Consider the following 17,467-nt stretch of genomic DNA (forward strand, 5'->3'; position numbering starts at 1 on the left):
ACCGTCATTCCGGCGAAGGCCGGAATCCAAGTTCGTCGTGCCGCCGCTGACGTTTGATGCTAGTGGCACGCGCGCAAACTTGGATTCCCGCCTTCGCGGGAATGACGTTCATGAGCCGCCATTCTTGTCTCGCACAGTGTAGACTCACCGCTTTCCCCCGTGAGGTATGCATGCGACCGACCCCCTTCGCCGCCGCCACGCTGCTGGCGGCTCTCGCCGGCTGCGCGGCCACCCCGCCCGCCGCGCCCGAACGCCAGACTGCTGGCGCCACCGCCAGCCAGGCCCTCGAACCCCGCGCCAAGAACATCATCTTCTTCCTCGGTGACGGCATGGGCATGAACACGCTCACCGCCGCGCGCATCTACGCGGTCGGCGAAGACGGCGAACTGGCCATCGACAAGCTCCCCGAATCGGCCTTCGTCAAGACCTTCTCCAACGACGCCCAGGTCACCGACAGCGCGGCCTCGATGGCCGCCTACATGACCGGCGTGAAGCAGAACAACGGCGTGGTCTCGATGTCCTCCGACACGCGCTCGGTCTCCCCCGGCCCCGACGCCAATGGCAACAACCTGGTCAGCCGCTGCGCCAACGGCCAGCCGGTGCCGACCCTGCTGGAGCTGGCCCGGCGCCGCGGCATGGCGCTCGGCGTGGTCACCAACACCAGCGTCACCGACGCCACCCCGGCCACCACCTATTCCCACTTCTGCCACCGCAAGCTGGAGAACGACATCGCCGCTTCGCTGGTGCCGAACGGCGCCGGCTACAACAAGGAGCTGGGCGCGCGCGGCCTGGACGTGGTGTTCGGCGGCGGCGCCCAGTTCTTCACCCCATTTGCCAAGGGCGGCAAGCGCGCCGACAACCGCGACCTGCTTGCGGAGCTGGAGGCACAGGGCTTCACGGTGGCGCGCGACACCGCGCAGTTCGAGGCCTTGAAGCCGGGCCGGCCGGCCATCGGCCTGTTCGCACCGAACCACATGGCCTACGACGCCGTGCGCAACCCGGCCCAGCAGCCGGAGCTGGCCGCGATGGCGCGCAAGGCCATCGACATGCTGGCCCCCAACCCGAACGGCTTCGTGCTGATCGTCGAGGGCGGCTTGATCGACCACGCGCTGCATGCCACCCTGGGCAAGCGCGCGCTGCAGGAGACCGTGGCCTACAACGCCGCGCTGCAGGCCGCCATCGACCGCATGCAGGCGATCGACCCGGGCCTGAAGCACACCCTGATCGTCGCCACCGCCGACCATGACCACACGCTGCTCCTGAACGGCTACACCGCGCGCACCGGCAAGACCACCCCGGGCAACCCGGGCGTGCTGGGCCTGGTGCGAGGACTGGACGGCAAGCCCAAGCTGGACAAGGACGGCATGCCCTACACCATCATCGGCTTCGGCACCGGAGAGAATCGCTACGCCGGCAACCGCTCCAAACAGCGTATGCTCACCGACGAGATCGTGAGCGCCGACGACTACCACCAGGAAGCCGCGGTGCGCACCCGGCCCGGCGCCGAGACCCATGGCGGGGCCGACGTCTACCTGGGCGCCATCGGCGCCGGGTCCGAGCTGTTCCGCGGGACCATCGACAACACCCGCGTGTTCAGCCTGATCAAGACCGCCGCCGGCCTGTAAGAGGAGCCACCATGAACTTCCGACGCATTTCTCCGCTGCTGGCCGCCTGCGCACTGCTGGCCGCCAACGCCTCCGCCGCCCCGCAGGCCAAGAACATCATCTTCTTCCTCGGCGACGGCATGGGCCCGACCACGATCACCGCCGCCCGCATCTACAAGGGCGGCGAGGACAGCCTGCTCAACTTCGAGCGGCTCGAGCGCACCGCGCGCATCAAGACCTATTCGAACGACTTCCAGACCACCGACAGCGCGCCATCGATGGGCGCCTACATGACCGGCATCAAGATCAACAACGACGTGATCTCGATGAAGGACGCGCGCGCGATCGACCCGAGCCCGGATGGCGTCGACCGCTGCGGCAGCGCCAACGGCGCCGTCGCGCCGACCATCCTGGAATTGGCCAAGGCGCGCGGCAAGGCGGTGGGCGCGGTGACCACCACCGAACTGACCCACGCGACGCCGGCGTCGACCTTCTCGCACGTCTGCCACCGCGACGCCGTGTACACCATCGCCCAGCAGATCGTGCCGGGCGGCGCCGGCTACAACCCGGCCCTGGGCGACGGCGTGGATGTGCTGATGGGCGGCGGGCGCAACCACTTCACGCCGCGCGGCGCCGGCAATCCCCAGGGGCGGCCGGACGGGCGCGACCTGATGAAGGAGTTCGCTGCCCAAGGCTATTTCGTGGCCAACACCAAGGCCGACATGCTGTCCGCGCGGCCGGGCCGCAAGTTCGTCGGCATCTACAGCGCCACCAGCCACCTCGATTATTCGCTGGCGCGCCGTCCGGAGCAGCCGAGCCTGGCCGAGATGACGGCCAAGTCGATCGATCTGCTGTCCAAGGATCCGGACGGCTTCTTCCTGATGGTCGAAGGCGGCAAGATCGACCACGCGCTGCACGACACCCGCGCCAAGGATGCGCTGGCGGAGACGGTGGCCTTCGACGAGGCGATCCAGACGGCGCTGGAGCGCATGCGCGCCATCGATCCAGGGCTGGAGAACACCCTGATCGTGGTGACGGCGGACCACGACCACACCATGATCCTGGGCGGCTATCCGAAGCGCGGCAATCCGGTGCTGGACGTCTTGCGCGACTATGCGAGCGGCGAGCCGCGCAAGGATGCGGACGGCAAGACCTTCACCACGCTGCTGTTCGGGAATGGGCCGAACCGGCCGGACGTGCGGGCGGACGTGGACAGCAAGACCGTGATGGGGCCGGGCTACCTGTATGAGGCGGGCGTGCGTTCGGACTGGGAGACGCACGGGGGAGGGGATGTGAAGCTGTATGCGGTGGGGGCGGGGTCGGCGCCGTTCAAGGGGACCATCGAGAATACGCAGGTGTTTCACTTGATGAGGGCGGCGGCGGGGCTTTAAACAGGCCGCGGGGCGTTATGCAAACTTGGATCCCGGCCTTCGCCGGGATGACGTTGGTTGGGTATGACAGTGATTCAAAAGCTCCGACTTCGGTACCTATAACGCAGCTTACGTATGGCTTCGGTCACGCATAACTTCGGCCACGCATAACCTCGGCCACGTAACTATGAACGTCATCCCGGCGAAGGCCGGGATCCAAGTTCCTGCGCGCAGCCGCAACCACAAAACCCACCATCAAAAGCAAAAGGCCCCGGTATTACCCAGGGCCTTTCTGCTCGTACTTCGCCGGACAGCCAGCCGGCGATTACTTCAGGTGATCCGAAATCAGCTTGGTCATCTCGAACATCGAGACCTGGCTCTTGCCACCGAAGACAGCTTTCAGCTTGTCGTCCGCGTTGATCATGCGGCGGTTCTCGGCGTCCTGCAGGTTCTTGCCCTTGATGTAGTCCCAGACTTTCTTGGTCACTTCGGTGCGTGGCAGTGGCTTGTCGCCCACGACGGCGGCCAGCGAAGACGACGGGGTCATCGCTTTCATGAAAGCGGCGTTCGGCTTGCGTGCTGCTGCCGGCTTGGCGGCTGCTTTCGGTGCTGCTTTTGCTGGAGCTGCCTTCTTTGCTGCGGGCTTGGCCGCCGCAGCCGGCTTGGCAGCGGCTTTCTTAGCTGGCGCTGCGGTGGATTTTTTGGCTGTTGCCATCTTCGAGCCTCCTAAAACGAACACATGGAAAATTGCGCAATTTATCGCACGGCTTATATTGGTGGCGTTTTACTGTTCGTGCAAGTCTTTTTCGACATTTTTTCACTCTGAGAAGCCTCAAAACGCCTGCCATTGGGTCCTTCAACGCCCCAAAGGTGAAATACGCCGACAAAAGGCGCAAAAAAACCGCGTGGGCGCGAGGCCGCACGCGGTTCCATCAGGCCTAGAAAGGCTTAGCGCATACCGGGCATCATGCCCTTCATCCCGCGCATCATCTTCATCAGGCCGCCGCCTTTGAGCTTCTTCATCATGGTCTGCATCTGGTCGTACTGCGTCAGCATGCGGTTCACTTCCTGCACCTGCACCCCCGCGCCGGCCGCGATGCGGCGCTTGCGGTTGGCCTTGATCAGCTCCGGCTTGGCGCGTTCGGCAGGGGTCATCGAGTCGATGATGCCGACCATGCGCCGCACCTGCTTCTCGGCCTGGTCCATGTTGGCGCCCGACGCGGCCTGCTGGAACTGGGCCGGCAGCTTGTCGAGCAGGCCGGCCATGCCGCCCATTTTCTTCATCTGGGTCAGCTGCGCCTTGAAGTCGTTCATGTCGAAGCGGCCGCCGACCTTGATCTTGTTGGCCAGGTCGGCCGCGGCCTTCTCGTCCACGCCCTTGCGCGCTTCCTCGACCAGGGCCAGGATGTCGCCCATGCCCAGCACGCGGTTGGCCATGCGCGCCGGATCGAAGGCTTCCAGGCCGTCCAGCTTCTCGGACACGCCGGCGAACTTGATCGGCTTGCCGGTCACGTGGCGCACCGACAGCGCCGCGCCGCCGCGCGAGTCGCCATCGAGCTTGGTCAGCACGATGCCGGTCAGGGGCAGGGCGTCGTTGAAGGCCTTGGCGGTGTTGATCGCATCCTGGCCCAGCATGGCGTCGACCACGAACAGGGTCTCCACCGGCTTGACGGCGGCGTGCACCGCGGCGATCTCCTGCATCATCGCCTCGTCGATGCCCAGGCGGCCGGCGGTGTCGATGATCAGGACGTCGTGGTAGTGCTTCTTGGCCCAGTCCAGCGCATTGCGGGCGATGTCGACCGGCTTGTCGCTGGCGGTGGTCGGGAAGAAGTCGGCGCCGACCTGCTTGGTCACCGACTCCAGCTGCGCGATCGCGGCCGGACGGTAAACGTCGGCCGAGACGGTCAGCACCTTCTTCTTTTTCTGCTCTTTCAGGTACTTGGCCAGCTTGCCGACGGTGGTGGTCTTACCCACGCCCTGCAGGCCGGCCATCAGGATGATCGCCGGCGGCTGCTGGGCGAAGGAGAGCTGGGCCGCGTCCGGACCGAGGTCGGCGCCCATCAGGGCGGCCAGCTCGCGCTGCACCACGCCGACCAGGGCCTGGCCGGGGCTCAGCGAGCCGATCACTTCTTCGCCCAGCGCCTTTTCCTTCACCTTGGCGATGAATTCGCGCACCGCCGGCAGCGCCACGTCCGCCTCGAGCAGGGCCATGCGCACTTCGCGCAGCATCTCGGCGGTATTGGTCTCGGTCAGGCGAGCCTCGCCGCGCATGGTCTTGACGACCTTGGCAAGGCGTTGTGTCAGGTTATCTAGCATGGTTTATCTAATATATATAAGGCGGGAATTCGACAAACCTCCATTTTACCCCGCGCAAGCCTCCACCGTTCGTGCTGACCACGGCATTCGGCCGGATTTTCGGCAAACCCACATTTTCTTGTCATAACGCAAACTAGGCGGTGCGGCCGCGTGGTGGTATTGCAGCCTAGTCTTTTCCTTTATGCATTACCAGAAGTCAGCGGAACGGAGAAACAGGTATGGCAAACGCACTGTGCAAGATTCTTGCGACACTTTCCCTGCTGGCCGCCGCCAGCGCCCAGGCCCAGGACGTGGTCAGGCTCGGGAACCTCAAGCTGGCGCACTTCGGCGCCGTCTCCTATATCAAGGAAATCGCGCCGAGCTGCGGCATCCAGGTCGAGGAGCGGGTTTTCCCCAAGGGCCTGGACGTCATGCAGGCCATCATCGCCGGCGAACTCGATGTCGGCGCCGCCGCCTCCGAGGCCGCGATCCAGGGCAGGGCGGGCGGCGCTCCGGTCTATGTGGTGGCCGGGTTCGCCCGTGGCGGCGCGCGCCTGGTCGCCCGGCCCGAGCTCGACATCCGCAGCGTGGCCCAGCTCAAGGGCAAGCGGGTGGGGGTGACGCGCGGCGCGATCCAGGAGGTGCTGCTGATGGCGGAACTCAGCCGCCATAACCTGAAGGCCGACGTCGCTCCCGGCAAGGACGTGCAGCTGGTCTACCTCTCCTATCCCGACCTCAACCAGGCCCTGATGGGCAAGCAGATCGACGCCATGATGCAGTCCGAGCCCCAGTCCTCGCAGGCCATCAACAAGGGCTTCGGGCGCGAGGTGCTCAAGCCCTACGGCACGCCGATCGGCGAACCGGTGCGCACCATGGTCATGACCGAGAAGTTCTACCGCGAGCGGCGCGCCCTGGCCGAGAAGTTCATGCGCTGCTTCGTCACCGCCACCAAGACCTTCATCGACCAGCCCCAGAAGGCCGAGCAGTACGTGCGCGAAGCGATGTTCAAGAACCAGATCTCGGCCGATGACTTCCGCGACGCCATCGCCAACTCGCCCTTTTCGTTCGACATCACGCCCGAGCACATCCAGGTCACCACCGACATCATGGTCAAGACCGGCGTCGGCCGCATGGCGCGTCCGCCCCGGGCCGCCGACTGGGTGAAGCTCGACCTGCTGGCCGCCGCCAAGAGGAGCCTGCATGTCCAGTGAACGCCGCATCGGCGCGCGCGCGGCCGCGCGCAACTGGGGCGCCATCGTGGTCGGGGCGGTGGCGCCGGTGCTGGCCGTCGCGCTCTGGCACGCGGTGGCCCAGGCGGGGCTGGTGAACCCGCAGATCCTGCCGGCGCCGCTGGACGTGGCGCGCAAATGGCTGGCCTACCTGCTGCCGCTGGAACCCTACGGCGGCCAGGGGAGCTGGCTGGCCTGGGCGCTGTCGGGCGAACTGGCGGTCGACACCGCCAGCAGCCTGTACCGGGTGGTGGTGGGTTTCGGCATCGGCGCCGGCCTGGCCCTGCCGCTCGGGCTGGCGATGGGCGCCAGCAGCGCCGTCTACGCCTGGCTGAATCCCCTGTTGCAGATCCTGCGGCCGATCCCGCCGATCGCCTACATCCCGCTGGCGATCCTGTGGTTCGGGCTGGGCAACCCGCCGGCCGTGTTCCTGATCGCGATCGGCGCCTTCTTCCCGGTGCTGATGAACACCATTGCCGGCGTGCGCCAGGTGGACGGCATCTACCTGCGCGCGGCGCGCAACCTGGGCGCCGGCGGCGGCACCCTGTTCCTGCGCGTGATCCTGCCGGCGGCCGTGCCCTACATCCTGTCGGGCATGCGCATCGGCGTGGGCACGGCCTTCATCGTGGTGATCGTGTCCGAGATGATCGCCGTGAACAACGGGCTGGGCTACCGCATCCTGGAAGCGCGCGAGTACTTCTGGTCCGACAAGATCATCGCCGGGATGATCACCATCGGCATGCTGGGCCTGGCCATCGACCTCGGCATGGACCGCCTGAACCGCCATCTGCTGCGCTGGCACCGCGGCCTGGAGCACTGACATGGACGCACCGCATACCCCCGTCATTCCCGACCTGGCGCAGATTCGCGTCGAGCGCGTGGGCAAGGTGTTCCAGAGCGGCGGCCGCGAGGTGGTGGCGCTGCGCGACATCGACCTCGCCATCCCGCAGGGCCAGTTCACCTGCCTGCTGGGTCCTTCGGGCTGCGGCAAGTCGACGCTGCTGAACGCCGTCGCCGGCTTCGCCCTGCCGAGCAGCGGCAGCATCGTGGTCGACGGCCGCGAGGTGAGGGCGCCCGGGCCCGAGCGCGGCATGGTGTTCCAGGAGTACGCGCTATTCCCCTGGATGACGGTGGCGCAGAACATCGGCTTCGGGCTCGAGATCAAGGGCGTGCCCAAGCTTGAGCGCGAGGAGACGGTGGCGCGCCTGCTGCGGATGCTGTCGCTGACCGACTTCCGCCAGCGCTATCCGAAGGACCTGTCGGGCGGCATGCGCCAGCGGGTGGCGATCGCGCGGGTGCTGGCGCTGGACTCGCCGATCATGCTGATGGACGAGCCCTTCGGGGCGCTCGACGCGCTCACCCGGCGCAATCTGCAGGACGAGCTGCTGCGCATCTGGGCGGAGCTGGGCAAGACCATCCTGTTCGTCACCCACAGCATCGAGGAGGCGATCTACCTGGCCGACCGGATTGTGGTGATGACCTACCGGCCGGGGACGGTCAAGCGCGACCTGCTGGTCGGATTGCCGCGGGTGCGCGATCCGGCGGCGCCGGAATTCAACGCGCTCATGCGCGAGCTGGGGGAATTGGTGATGGAAGAGCAGCAGCGGCATCATCATGATGAGTTGAGGATGGCGGCGGTGGATTAGCGGGCGGCGTATTCGGATCGGCCGTGTTATTACCGGCCCGACTGTCCAGCCCACAGACCTCCTTACACCGTTAGCCGCAAAACCGTCATTCCGGCGAAGGCCGGAATCCAAGTTCGTAGCGTTGTGGTAACGCATGCAAACTTGGGTTCCGGCGGGGCCGCCGAGGCCTTCGCCGGAACGACGTTTACGTTGACGTATGCATGGTTGTACCCGTCCATACGCAGGTCTATCCTCCCCCCGGCAAACCGCTCGGCCTTGCCCCCGGCCTTTCCCGATGGTGTAGACTTCCAGTATGCAGAACACCCTATTTTTCGCCGCGGCACTCCTGTACGCGGTCTGCGCCCTGCTGCCGTCGCGCCAGGGCGCTGCCATTTCCGCCGTCACCGCGCTGGCCTGGGCCGCCCACGGCGTGGCGCTCGGCCTCGATGTGGTGATGCCGGGCCGCCTGCGGGTGGGGTTTGCCATCATGCTATCGTCCGCACTGTGGGTCTCGGTCGCCGCCTACTGGTTTGAAAACCGTAATTTCGCCCTCGACGGACTGCGCCGCCTGGTGATGCCCTTCGCCTTCGGCGCGGCCCTGCTGCCGGTGCTGTTCCCCGGCAGCCTGCTGCCGCTGGCCGGCAAGTCGGCCGCCTTCGGCTGGCACATCGCCGTGGCCGTGCTGGCCTACAGCACCCTGACCATCGCCGCCTTCCACGCCGTCCTGATGGCGCTGCAGGAAGCGCGGCTGCACACCCGCAGCGCCAACGCCGGCTGGTTCGGCGCGGCCCTCGACCAGCTGCCGGCCCTGCTGACCATGGAAAGGCTGCTGTTCCGCGTGATCTGGATCGGCTTCGTCCTGCTCAGCCTCACCGTGCTGTCCGGCCTGGTGTTCTCGGAAGAGCTGTTCGGCCGTCCGCTGGTGTTCGACCACAAGACCGTGTTCGCGCTCCTGTCCTGGGCCCTGTTCGCCGCGCTGCTGGCCGGGCGCAGGTGGCAGGGCTGGCGCGGCAAGACCGCGCTGCGCTTCACCCTGGCCGGCTTCGCCACCCTGGCGCTGGCCTATGTCGGCAGCCGCTTCGTGCTCGAAGTGGTGCTGCACAGGAGCGTCGCATGAGCCGCATCCTGTTCTGGATCGCCCTGATCGCCCTGGTCGTGTTCGCGGTGCGCAGCAAGCTGCGCGCCATCCAGCGCCGCAATACGCCGCCCCCGCCGCCGCGCCCGCCCGCCCAGGGCGGCGAGATCGAGGCCATGGCGCAATGCGCCCATTGCGGCGTCTACTTCCCGGCCTCGGAGGCGGTGCGCGCCGATGGGCTGGACTACTGCTCGCCAGGCCACGTGCGCCTGCCGCCCCGGTAAGCGCACGTGGCGGGATCCCGGCCGCTGTCCGCCGAGGCGCGCGTCACCCTGTGGCGCTCGCTGCAAACCTTCACCGTCACCCGCGTCGTCATCGCGCTGGTGCTGCTGCTCTACCTCGGCCTCGATCTCGACAGCGGCCGTCTCCGCATCGACCCGGTCAACGCCGAAACCTGCATCGCCTACGCGGCCGCCGCCATCCTGTTCGCCCTGGTGGCGGCGCGCTGGCAGCGCCGCTACCTGGTGCAGCTGGGCGTGCAAATCGCCACCGACCTGGCCGCGATCTCGCTGCTGTACCTGGCCTCGGGTGGCATGCGCAGCGGCCTGGGCATCCTCTACCTGTTCCCGCTGGCGGGCGCCGCCATCCTGGCGCCGCTGGTGCTGGCCTTGTTCTCGGCCTCGGTCGCGACCCTATTCCTGCTGCTCGAAAGCGTCTGGCAGCTGGTGCTGCACGAGCGCGAGCCGCCGCTGGTGCAGGCCGGCATGTACGGCGCCGCCTTCTTCGCCTGCGTGCTGCTGGTGAACCGGCTGGCCGCGCGCCTGCTCGGCCAGGAAGAACTGGCGAGCCGGCGCGGCACCGACCTGCGCGTCCAGCAGTCGATCAACCAGATCGTGATCGCCGACGTCGGCGACGGCATCCTGGTCGCCGACGACGAGGGCCGTATCCATACCGGCAACCCGGCGGCGCGGCGCATGCTTGGCCTGGAGGGCAAGGCCGAGGGCTTCCGCCTGCAGGACGTGCCGGCCTTCGAGCCGGTGGCCGCGGCCTACATGGCCTGGCTGTCGGCGCCGGGCGAGGGCGCCTGGTTCGAGACCATCAAGCCCTGGCAGGAGGGGGAGGGCGCCGGCGGCGTGCGCGGCCGGCGCGACCAGCCGGTCCACCTCAAGCTGCGTTTCGCGCGGGTCGACACCGAAGGCCAGGCGGGCGGGCGCAGCGTGATCTTCATGCAGGACGTGAGCGCCATCGAAAACCAGGCGCAGCAGCTCAAGCTGGCCTCGATGGGACGCCTGACCGCCAGCATCGCGCACGAGGTGCGCAACCCGCTGTCCGCGATCGGCCACGCGACGGCCCTGCTGGCCGAGGACCTGCATGGTCCGGCCGAGGTGCGCCTGCTGAAGATCGTGGGCGACAACGTGGCGCGCGTGAACCGCATGGTCGAGGACATCCTGCAGCTCTCGCGCAAGGCCCAGCCCAACGGCGAGCCGGTGCCGTTGGCCCACTTCCTGGCCGAGCTCAAGGCCGAATTCTGCGAAATCCATGGTCTCGAGGGTGATATAGTCTGGCTGGGCGAGGCCGGCGACGCCACCGTGCGCTTCGATCCGCTGCACCTGCACGAAGTGCTGCTCAACCTGCTGAACAACGCGGTGCGCTACGCCAGCCGCAAGCCGGGCAGCATCCGCATCTTCCCGTCCAGCGACGCCACCGGACGCGCGGAACTGCACGTGCAGGACGACGGACCCGGCATCACGCCCGAAGTGCGCGCCCACCTGTTCGAACCCTTTTACACCACCTCGAGCAAGGGCACCGGCCTTGGACTCTACCTGGCGCGCGAGCTGTGCCTGAACAACGATGCGAAACTCGACTATGAATACCGGTTCGACCAGACCGCGCTGGGCCCGCGCAAAGCCACGGGCCGCTTCGTCATCAGCTTCCTTAACGCCAAATAAGGAGCGGCCATGAGCGCCCCCCGCATCCTGGTGGTCGACGACGAAGCCGACCTGCGCGAACTGCTCGAGATCACCCTGCTCAAGATGGGCCTGGACGTCGACAGCGCCGCCACCCTGCGCCAGGCGCGCAGCCTGTTCGACGAACACGACTACGCCCTGGTGCTCACCGACATGCGCCTGCCGGACGGGCTGGGGATCGAGCTGGTGCGGGAGATCAGCGCGTCCGGCAAGGGCACGCCGGTGGCCGTGATCACCGCCTTCGGCAGCGCCGAGAACGCGGTGGTGGCCCTCAAGGCCGGCGCCTTCGACTACATCGCCAAGCCGGTGGCGCTGGATGCGCTGCGCGTGATGGTGCGCTCGGCGCTGAAGGTGACGGAGAAGGACGGCCAGGCCGGGGAGGACGCCGCCGGCTCGCGCCTGATCGGCAATTCGACCGCCATGCAGTCGCTGCGCGCCCAGATCGCGCGCCTGGCGCGCTCCAACGCCCCGGTCTCGATCACCGGCGAATCCGGCGCCGGCAAGGAGCTGGCCGCGCGCGAGATCCACGCCCAGAGTTCGCGCGCCGCCAAGCCCTTCGTCGCCGTGAACTGCGGCGCCATCCCCGAGACCCTGATGGAGGCCGAGTTCTTCGGCTACCGCAAGGGCGCCTTCACCGGCGCCGCCGACGAGCGCGAAGGCTTCTTCCAGGCCGCCGACGGCGGCACCCTGATGCTGGACGAAGTGGCCGACCTGCCGCTGGCGATGCAGGTGAAGCTGCTGCGCGCGATCCAGGAGCGGCGCGTGCGCAAGATCGGCGCCACGGTGGAGGAGCCGGTCGACGTGCGCATCGTCAGCGCCACCCACCAGGACCTGGCGCGCTGCGTCGAGAACGGCAAGTTCAGGCAAGACCTGTTCTACCGCCTGAACGTGATCGAGCTGGCCCTGCCGCCCCTGCGCGAGCGCCTGGACGACCTGCCGCTCCTGTGCGACGCGATCCTGGCGCGCCTGGCCGGGCCGGGCAAGGCCGCGCTCGGCCCCGGCGTGCTCGAGGCCCTGCGCGCCTACTCCTTCCCGGGCAACGTGCGCGAGCTGGAGAACGTGCTGGAGCGCGCGCTGGCCTTCGCCAACGAGGGCGTGATCGAGGTTGGCGACCTGTCGCTCAAGGCGGCGCGGCCGGTGGACGCCGGCGTGCGAGAACCCTTGCCGCCGCCGGTCGCCCCGGCCATGCCGCTCAGCCCCGAGCCGCCGCCCCCGCTGCCGGCCGCGGCGCCGCTGCCGACGCCGGCCCCGGTGGCACTGGGGCCGGCCGAGCTGCCCAGCAACCTGCCCGAATACCTGGCCCAGGTCGAGCGCGACATCATCCAGCGCGCCCTCCAGCAGACCCAGTTCAACCGCACCCAGGCGGCGAGCCTGCTCGGCATCAGCGTGCGCCAGCTGCGCTACCAGATGCAGAAGCTCGAGATCAGCGCCCCGGACGACTGAACCCTAGATCTAGTGTTGCGGGTTCGTCGTCGGTGTAATTTTGCGGAAATTAATATGGTGCAAAATGCACTTCCTCAGTGCAACAATGCCTCTTCTTGATTACCCAATAGGCAGCCGAAAATTCCGATGTTAGTGCTCGCTCACCGCGAGCTCCGCATCGTTCGGGAGACTACAAAAGTCAAGCCTCGGCACCACGAATCGCCTCAAAAATTGCGAATTTATTTTCTTGCCTCTATCGCAAACGAGGTACTACAATTAGTCTCATCTCAACGCCGGACACTAGATCTAGTGGTAGTGAACAAGAAGCAACTAGCTCATCCGCTAGCTCATCTGCTAGCTCACCTGCTAGATCCACCGGTAGTCGGCAAGCTCAGCTTCCGACACGATTCAACGAAAGATTCTTACCCTGCATATCTGGTTTGCCAGCTTAGGCCACCGGCTGGCGGGGTATCGCTTTGCTTTTAAATTTGTCAACGGCCGGTAACGGTCTCAGTGATAACAAAACGGCGGCTGCGGCTGCCATCCTGGAGGCTCAATGCAAACAGCACAAGACATCTCGATCAACCCGCACGTCACCCCAGGAACGACGGCGACCGGCGCCACCCCTGCCGAGATCGTTGCGCGTGGTGATTACCGCGTCATCCGCCGTAACGGCGCGGTGGTCGCGTTCGAGCCGAACAAGATCTCGGTCGCGATGACCAAGGCCTTCCTCGCCGTCGCCGGCGGGCAGGGCGCGGTGTCGGCGCGCATCCGCGAACTGGTGGAACAGCTGACCAACAACGTGGTGGCCGCGCTGGTGCGCCGCCAGCCGAACGGCGGCACCTTCCACATCGAAGACGTGCAGGACCAGGTCGAGTTGTCGCTGATGCGTTCGGGCGAGCATGACGTCGCCCGCGAATACGTGCTGTACCGCGCCAAGCGCATGGAAGAGCGCCGCGCGGCCAAGGAAGCCGCCGGCGGCAACGCCGTCCAGGCGCCGCAGATCCACGTGGTCGACGGCGGCGAGCGCCGTCCGCTGGACATGAACGTGGTCGCCGGCCTGATCAACGCCGCCTGCGCCGGCCTGGAAAAGCATGTCGACGCCGACGCCATCGTCTCCGAGACCCTGAAGAACCTGTACGACGGCGTGCCGCTGGAAGAGCTGCACAAGTCCGCCATCCTGGCCGCCCGCGCGCTGATGGAAAAGGACCCGGCCTACAGCCAGGTGACCGCCCGCATCCTGCTGCACACCATCCGCAAGGAAGTCTTCGGCAAGGAAGTGCCGCAAGCCGGCGCCGCCGCCGAGTACATCACCTACTTCCCGCAGTACATCGCCAAGGGCATCCAGCACGAGCTGCTGGATGAAGAGTTGGGCAAGTTCGACCTCGAGCGCCTGGCCAAGGCCATCGTCGCCGACCGCGACCTGCAGTTCGGCTACATCGGCCTGCAGACCCTGTACGACCGCTACTTCCTGCACGTGCGCGACGTGCGCATCGAGATGCCGCAGGCCTTCTACATGCGCGTCGCGATGGGCCTGGCCCTGCGCGAAGCCGACCGCGAAGCGCGCGCCATCGAGTTCTACAACCTGCTGTCGTCCTTCGACTTCATGAGCTCGACCCCGACCCTGTTCAACTCGGGCACCCGCCGTTCGCAGCTGTCCTCGTGCTACCTGACCACCGTCAGCGACGACCTGGAAGGCATCTACGACGCGATCAAGGAAAACGCGTTGCTGTCGAAGTTCGCCGGCGGCCTGGGCAACGACTGGACCCCGGTGCGCGCGCTCGGCTCGCGCATCAAGGGCACCAACGGCCGCTCGCAGGGCGTCGTGCCCTTCCTGAAGGTGGTCAACGACACCGCCGTGGCGGTCAACCAGGGCGGCAAGCGCAAGGGCGCGGTCTGCGCCTACCTGGAAACCTGGCACCTGGACATCGAGGAATTCCTCGACCTGCGCAAGAACACCGGCGACGACCGCCGCCGCACCCACGACATGAACACCGCGAACTGGATCCCGGACCTGTTCATGAAGCGCGTGATGGAGAAGGGCACCTGGACCCTGTTCTCGCCGTCCGAGACCCCGGACCTGCACGACCTGACCGGCAAGGCCTTCGAGAAAGCCTACGTCGCCTACGAAGCCAAGGCCGAGCGCGGCGAGATGGGCGTCTTCAAGAAGATCGAGGCGCTCGATCTGTGGCGCAAGATGCTGTCGATGCTGTTCGAGACCGGCCACCCGTGGATCACCTTCAAGGATCCGTGCAACATCCGTTCGCCGCAGCAGCACGTGGGCGTGGTGCACTCGTCGAACCTGTGCACCGAGATCACCCTGAACACCAGCGAGGACGAGATCGCCGTCTGCAACCTGGGCTCGGTGAACCTGCCGCAGCACATGAAGGGCGATGGCCTGGACCACGTCAAGCTGCAGAAGACCATCCGCACCGCGATGCGCATGCTGGACAACGTCATCGACATCAACTACTACGCCGTCGACAAGGCGCGCAACTCGAACCTGCGCCACCGCCCGGTCGGCCTGGGCATCATGGGTCACCAGGACTGCCTGCACATGATGCGCGTGCCGTTTGCCTCGGACAAGGCCGTCGAGTTCGCGGACAAGTCGATGGAAGCCGTCTGCTACTACGCCTACCTGGCCTCGACCGAGCTGGCCGAGGAGCGCGGCCGCTACGAGTCCTACACCGGCTCGCTGTGGGACCGCGGCATCCTGCCGCAGGACTCGATCAAGCTGCTGGCGGAAGAGCGCGGCGGTTACCTGGAGCAGGACGCCAGCGAGAGCATGGACTGGAGCGTGGTGCGCAACCGCATCAAGCAGTTCGGCATGCGTAACTCGAACTGCGTGGCGATCGCCCCGACCGCGACCATCTCGAACATCATCGGCGTGTCGGCCTGCATCGAGCCGACCTTCCAGAACCTGTACGTGAAGTCGAACCTGTCGGGCGAATTCACCGAGATCAACGCCTACCTGGTGCGCGACCTGAAGGCGCGCGACCTGTGGGACGAGGTGATGATCGCCGACCTGAAGTACTTCGACGGTTCGCTGAGCAAGATCGACCGCGTGCCGCAGGACCTGCGCGACATCTACGCCACCGCGTTCGAAGTCGAGCCGAAGTGGCTGGTGGAAGCCGCCTCGCGCCGCCAGAAGTGGATCGACCAGGCCCAGTCGCTGAACATCTACATGGCCGGCGCCTCGGGCAAGAAGCTGGACGAGACCTACAAGCTGGCATGGCTGCGCGGCCTGAAGACCACCTACTACCTGCGCACGATCGCCGCGACCCACATGGAGAAGTCGACCACCCGCACCGGCGCCCTGAACGCGGTGCCGGTCTCGGGCGGCCTGTCGGCCGGCCACGCGGCTCCGGCGGGCGCTCCCGCGGCGGCGAATGCGCCGCAGGCGTCGGCTCCGGCCGCCAGCGCGGAAGTGGTGGAAGGCGCCGCCTGCTACCTGCGTCCGGGCGATGCCGGCTTCGACGAGTGCGAGGCTTGCCAGTAAGCGCGTGAATGGTGCAAGCCAGCGATGGCTTGCACCAACACGCCGTCAAGTCGCCGTGGGTTTGAACACCAGCGTGACCCGGAATACCGCGACCTGAACAATGCCCTTAGCCTAAAGACCGTCGTTCCGGCGAAGGCCGGAACCCAAGTTCGCCAGCCAACCGCCAGCGCTTGATCCCCACCGGAACGACCATTTTTCAACACAACCGAGGCCGGAACCGCGCTTCCCCGCGATCCGGCCACGACAGAAGGATCAACAAACATGCTCTCTTGGGACGACGAACCGACCAGCGCCCCGCGCGCCCCGCAAACCGCAGCCAACCCGGAAGGCGCCCCCGCCTCCGAAGTGGCGAAGCGCGTCAACGCCGACGACAAGCGCATCATCAACGGCCAGACCGACGTGAACCAGCTGGTCCCGTTCAAGTACAAGTGGGCGTGGGACAAGTACCTGGCCGGCTGCGCCAACCACTGGATGCCGCAGGAAGTGAACATGCAGCGCGACATCGAGCTGTGGAAGAACCCGAACGGCCTGTCGGAAGACGAGCGCCGCCTGGTCAAGCGCAACCTGGGCTTCTTCGTCACCGCCGACTCGCTGGCCGCCAACAACATCGTGCTGGGCACCTACCGCCACATCACCGCGCCGGAATGCCGCCAGTACCTGCTGCGCCAGGCCTTCGAAGAGGCGATCCACACCCACGCCTACCAGTACATCGTCGAGTCGCTGGGCCTGGACGAGCGCGAGATCTTCAATGCCTACAACGAGATCGAATCGATCCACGACAAGGACCAGTTCCTGATTCCCTTCATCGAGGTCCTGACCGACCCGGACTTCAAGACCGGCACCGTCGAGAACGACCAGAAGCTGCTGAAGTCGATCATCGTCTTCGCCTGCATGATGGAAGGCCTGTTCTTCTACGTCGGCTTCACCCAGATCCTGGCGCTCGGCCGCCAGAACAAGATGACCGGCGCCGCCGAGCAGTACCAGTACATCCTGCGTGACGAGTCGATGCACGTGAACTTCGGCATCGACCTGATCAACACGATCAAGATGGAAAACCCGATGCTGTGGACCCCGGCTTTCCGTGACGAGATCAAGGAACTGTTCCTGAAGGCGGTCGAGCTGGAATACCGCTACGCCGAGGACACCATGCCGCGCGGCGTGCTGGGCCTGAACGCGCCGATGTTCAAGAGCTACCTGCGCTTCATCGCCAACCGCCGCGCCGTGCAGATCGGCCTGGACCCGCTGTTCCCGAACGAAGAAAACCCCTTCCCGTGGATGAGCGAGATGATCGACCTGAAGAAGGAGCGCAACTTCTTCGAGACCCGCGTGACCGAGTACCAGACCGGCGGCACCCTGAGCTGGGACTGATAGAGCGATCGCA

Annotated in this window: 13 protein-coding genes; 11 read left to right on the forward strand and 2 right to left on the reverse strand. The window is 66.5% G+C overall.

The window, feature by feature from the left end; all coding sequences use genetic code 11:
* The first annotated feature begins 170 nt into the window (after window positions 1-170).
* Window positions 171-1,625: an alkaline phosphatase gene (locus tag B0920_RS16630; protein ID WP_078033776.1), complete on the forward strand. Its 1,455-nt coding sequence runs from the start codon at window positions 171-173 to the stop codon at window positions 1,623-1,625.
* Window positions 1,626-1,636: 11 nt separating this feature from the next.
* Window positions 1,637-2,995, forward strand: a complete 1,359-nt coding sequence (locus tag B0920_RS16635) for an alkaline phosphatase (RefSeq protein ID WP_078033777.1) — start codon at window positions 1,637-1,639, stop codon at window positions 2,993-2,995.
* Window positions 2,996-3,299: 304 nt separating this feature from the next.
* Here B0920_RS16635 and B0920_RS16640 read toward each other — a convergent pair whose 3' ends face one another.
* Both B0920_RS16640 and ffh read right to left on the reverse strand, forming a co-directional pair.
* Window positions 3,300-3,689 carry an SWIB/MDM2 domain-containing protein gene (locus tag B0920_RS16640; RefSeq protein WP_078033778.1) on the reverse strand — a complete coding sequence of 130 codons (390 nt, stop codon included), beginning with the start codon at window positions 3,687-3,689 and terminating at the stop codon, window positions 3,300-3,302.
* A gap of 233 nt (window positions 3,690-3,922) precedes the next feature.
* On the reverse strand, window positions 3,923-5,290 hold the full coding sequence (gene ffh / locus B0920_RS16645; protein ID WP_078033779.1) for a signal recognition particle protein: 1,368 nt from the start codon (window positions 5,288-5,290) through the stop codon (window positions 3,923-3,925).
* A 218-nt stretch (window positions 5,291-5,508) separates the two neighbouring features.
* On the opposite strand from ffh, the gene B0920_RS16650 reads away from it, so the two are divergent.
* The 9 genes from B0920_RS16650 to B0920_RS16690 all read left to right on the forward strand — a co-directional run bounded on the left by B0920_RS16650 (window position 5,509) and on the right by B0920_RS16690 (window position 17,454).
* Entirely contained in the window at window positions 5,509-6,480 is a 972-nt protein-coding gene (locus tag B0920_RS16650; RefSeq protein ID WP_078033780.1) for an ABC transporter substrate-binding protein, read from the forward strand.
* Window positions 6,470-7,318 (forward strand): ABC transporter permease, encoded by an 849-nt coding sequence (locus B0920_RS16655; protein ID WP_078033781.1) that lies wholly within the window; start codon window positions 6,470-6,472, stop codon window positions 7,316-7,318. Before B0920_RS16650 ends, B0920_RS16655 begins: the two co-directional genes overlap by 11 nt.
* Window position 7,319: 1 nt before the next feature.
* Entirely contained in the window at window positions 7,320-8,144 is an 825-nt protein-coding gene (locus B0920_RS16660) for an ABC transporter ATP-binding protein (protein ID WP_078033782.1), read from the forward strand.
* A 292-nt stretch (window positions 8,145-8,436) separates the two neighbouring features.
* Window positions 8,437-9,240 carry an inner membrane protein YpjD gene (locus B0920_RS16665; protein ID WP_078033783.1) on the forward strand — a complete coding sequence of 268 codons (804 nt, stop codon included), beginning with the start codon at window positions 8,437-8,439 and terminating at the stop codon, window positions 9,238-9,240.
* A complete protein-coding gene (locus tag B0920_RS16670) occupies window positions 9,237-9,482 on the forward strand; it encodes a PP0621 family protein (RefSeq protein ID WP_078033784.1) in 246 nt (81 codons plus the stop codon). Before B0920_RS16665 ends, B0920_RS16670 begins: the two co-directional genes overlap by 4 nt.
* A gap of 6 nt (window positions 9,483-9,488) precedes the next feature.
* Window positions 9,489-11,147: a PAS domain-containing sensor histidine kinase gene (locus tag B0920_RS16675; RefSeq protein WP_078033785.1), complete on the forward strand. Its 1,659-nt coding sequence runs from the start codon at window positions 9,489-9,491 to the stop codon at window positions 11,145-11,147.
* A 9-nt stretch (window positions 11,148-11,156) separates the two neighbouring features.
* Window positions 11,157-12,608: a sigma-54 dependent transcriptional regulator gene (locus B0920_RS16680; protein ID WP_078033786.1), complete on the forward strand. Its 1,452-nt coding sequence runs from the start codon at window positions 11,157-11,159 to the stop codon at window positions 12,606-12,608.
* Window positions 12,609-13,143: 535 nt separating this feature from the next.
* A complete protein-coding gene (locus tag B0920_RS16685) occupies window positions 13,144-16,086 on the forward strand; it encodes a ribonucleoside-diphosphate reductase subunit alpha (RefSeq protein WP_078033787.1) in 2,943 nt (980 codons plus the stop codon).
* A gap of 261 nt (window positions 16,087-16,347) precedes the next feature.
* The gene (locus B0920_RS16690) at window positions 16,348-17,454 is read left to right on the forward strand and encodes a ribonucleotide-diphosphate reductase subunit beta (RefSeq protein ID WP_078033788.1); all 1,107 of its coding nucleotides are present in this window, start codon (window positions 16,348-16,350) and stop codon (window positions 17,452-17,454) included.
* Window positions 17,455-17,467: the final 13 nt, after the last annotated feature.

It is taken from the genome of Massilia sp. KIM, from assembly GCF_002007115.1.
In the GTDB taxonomy this organism is placed as follows: Bacteria; Pseudomonadota; Gammaproteobacteria; order Burkholderiales; family Burkholderiaceae_D; genus Telluria.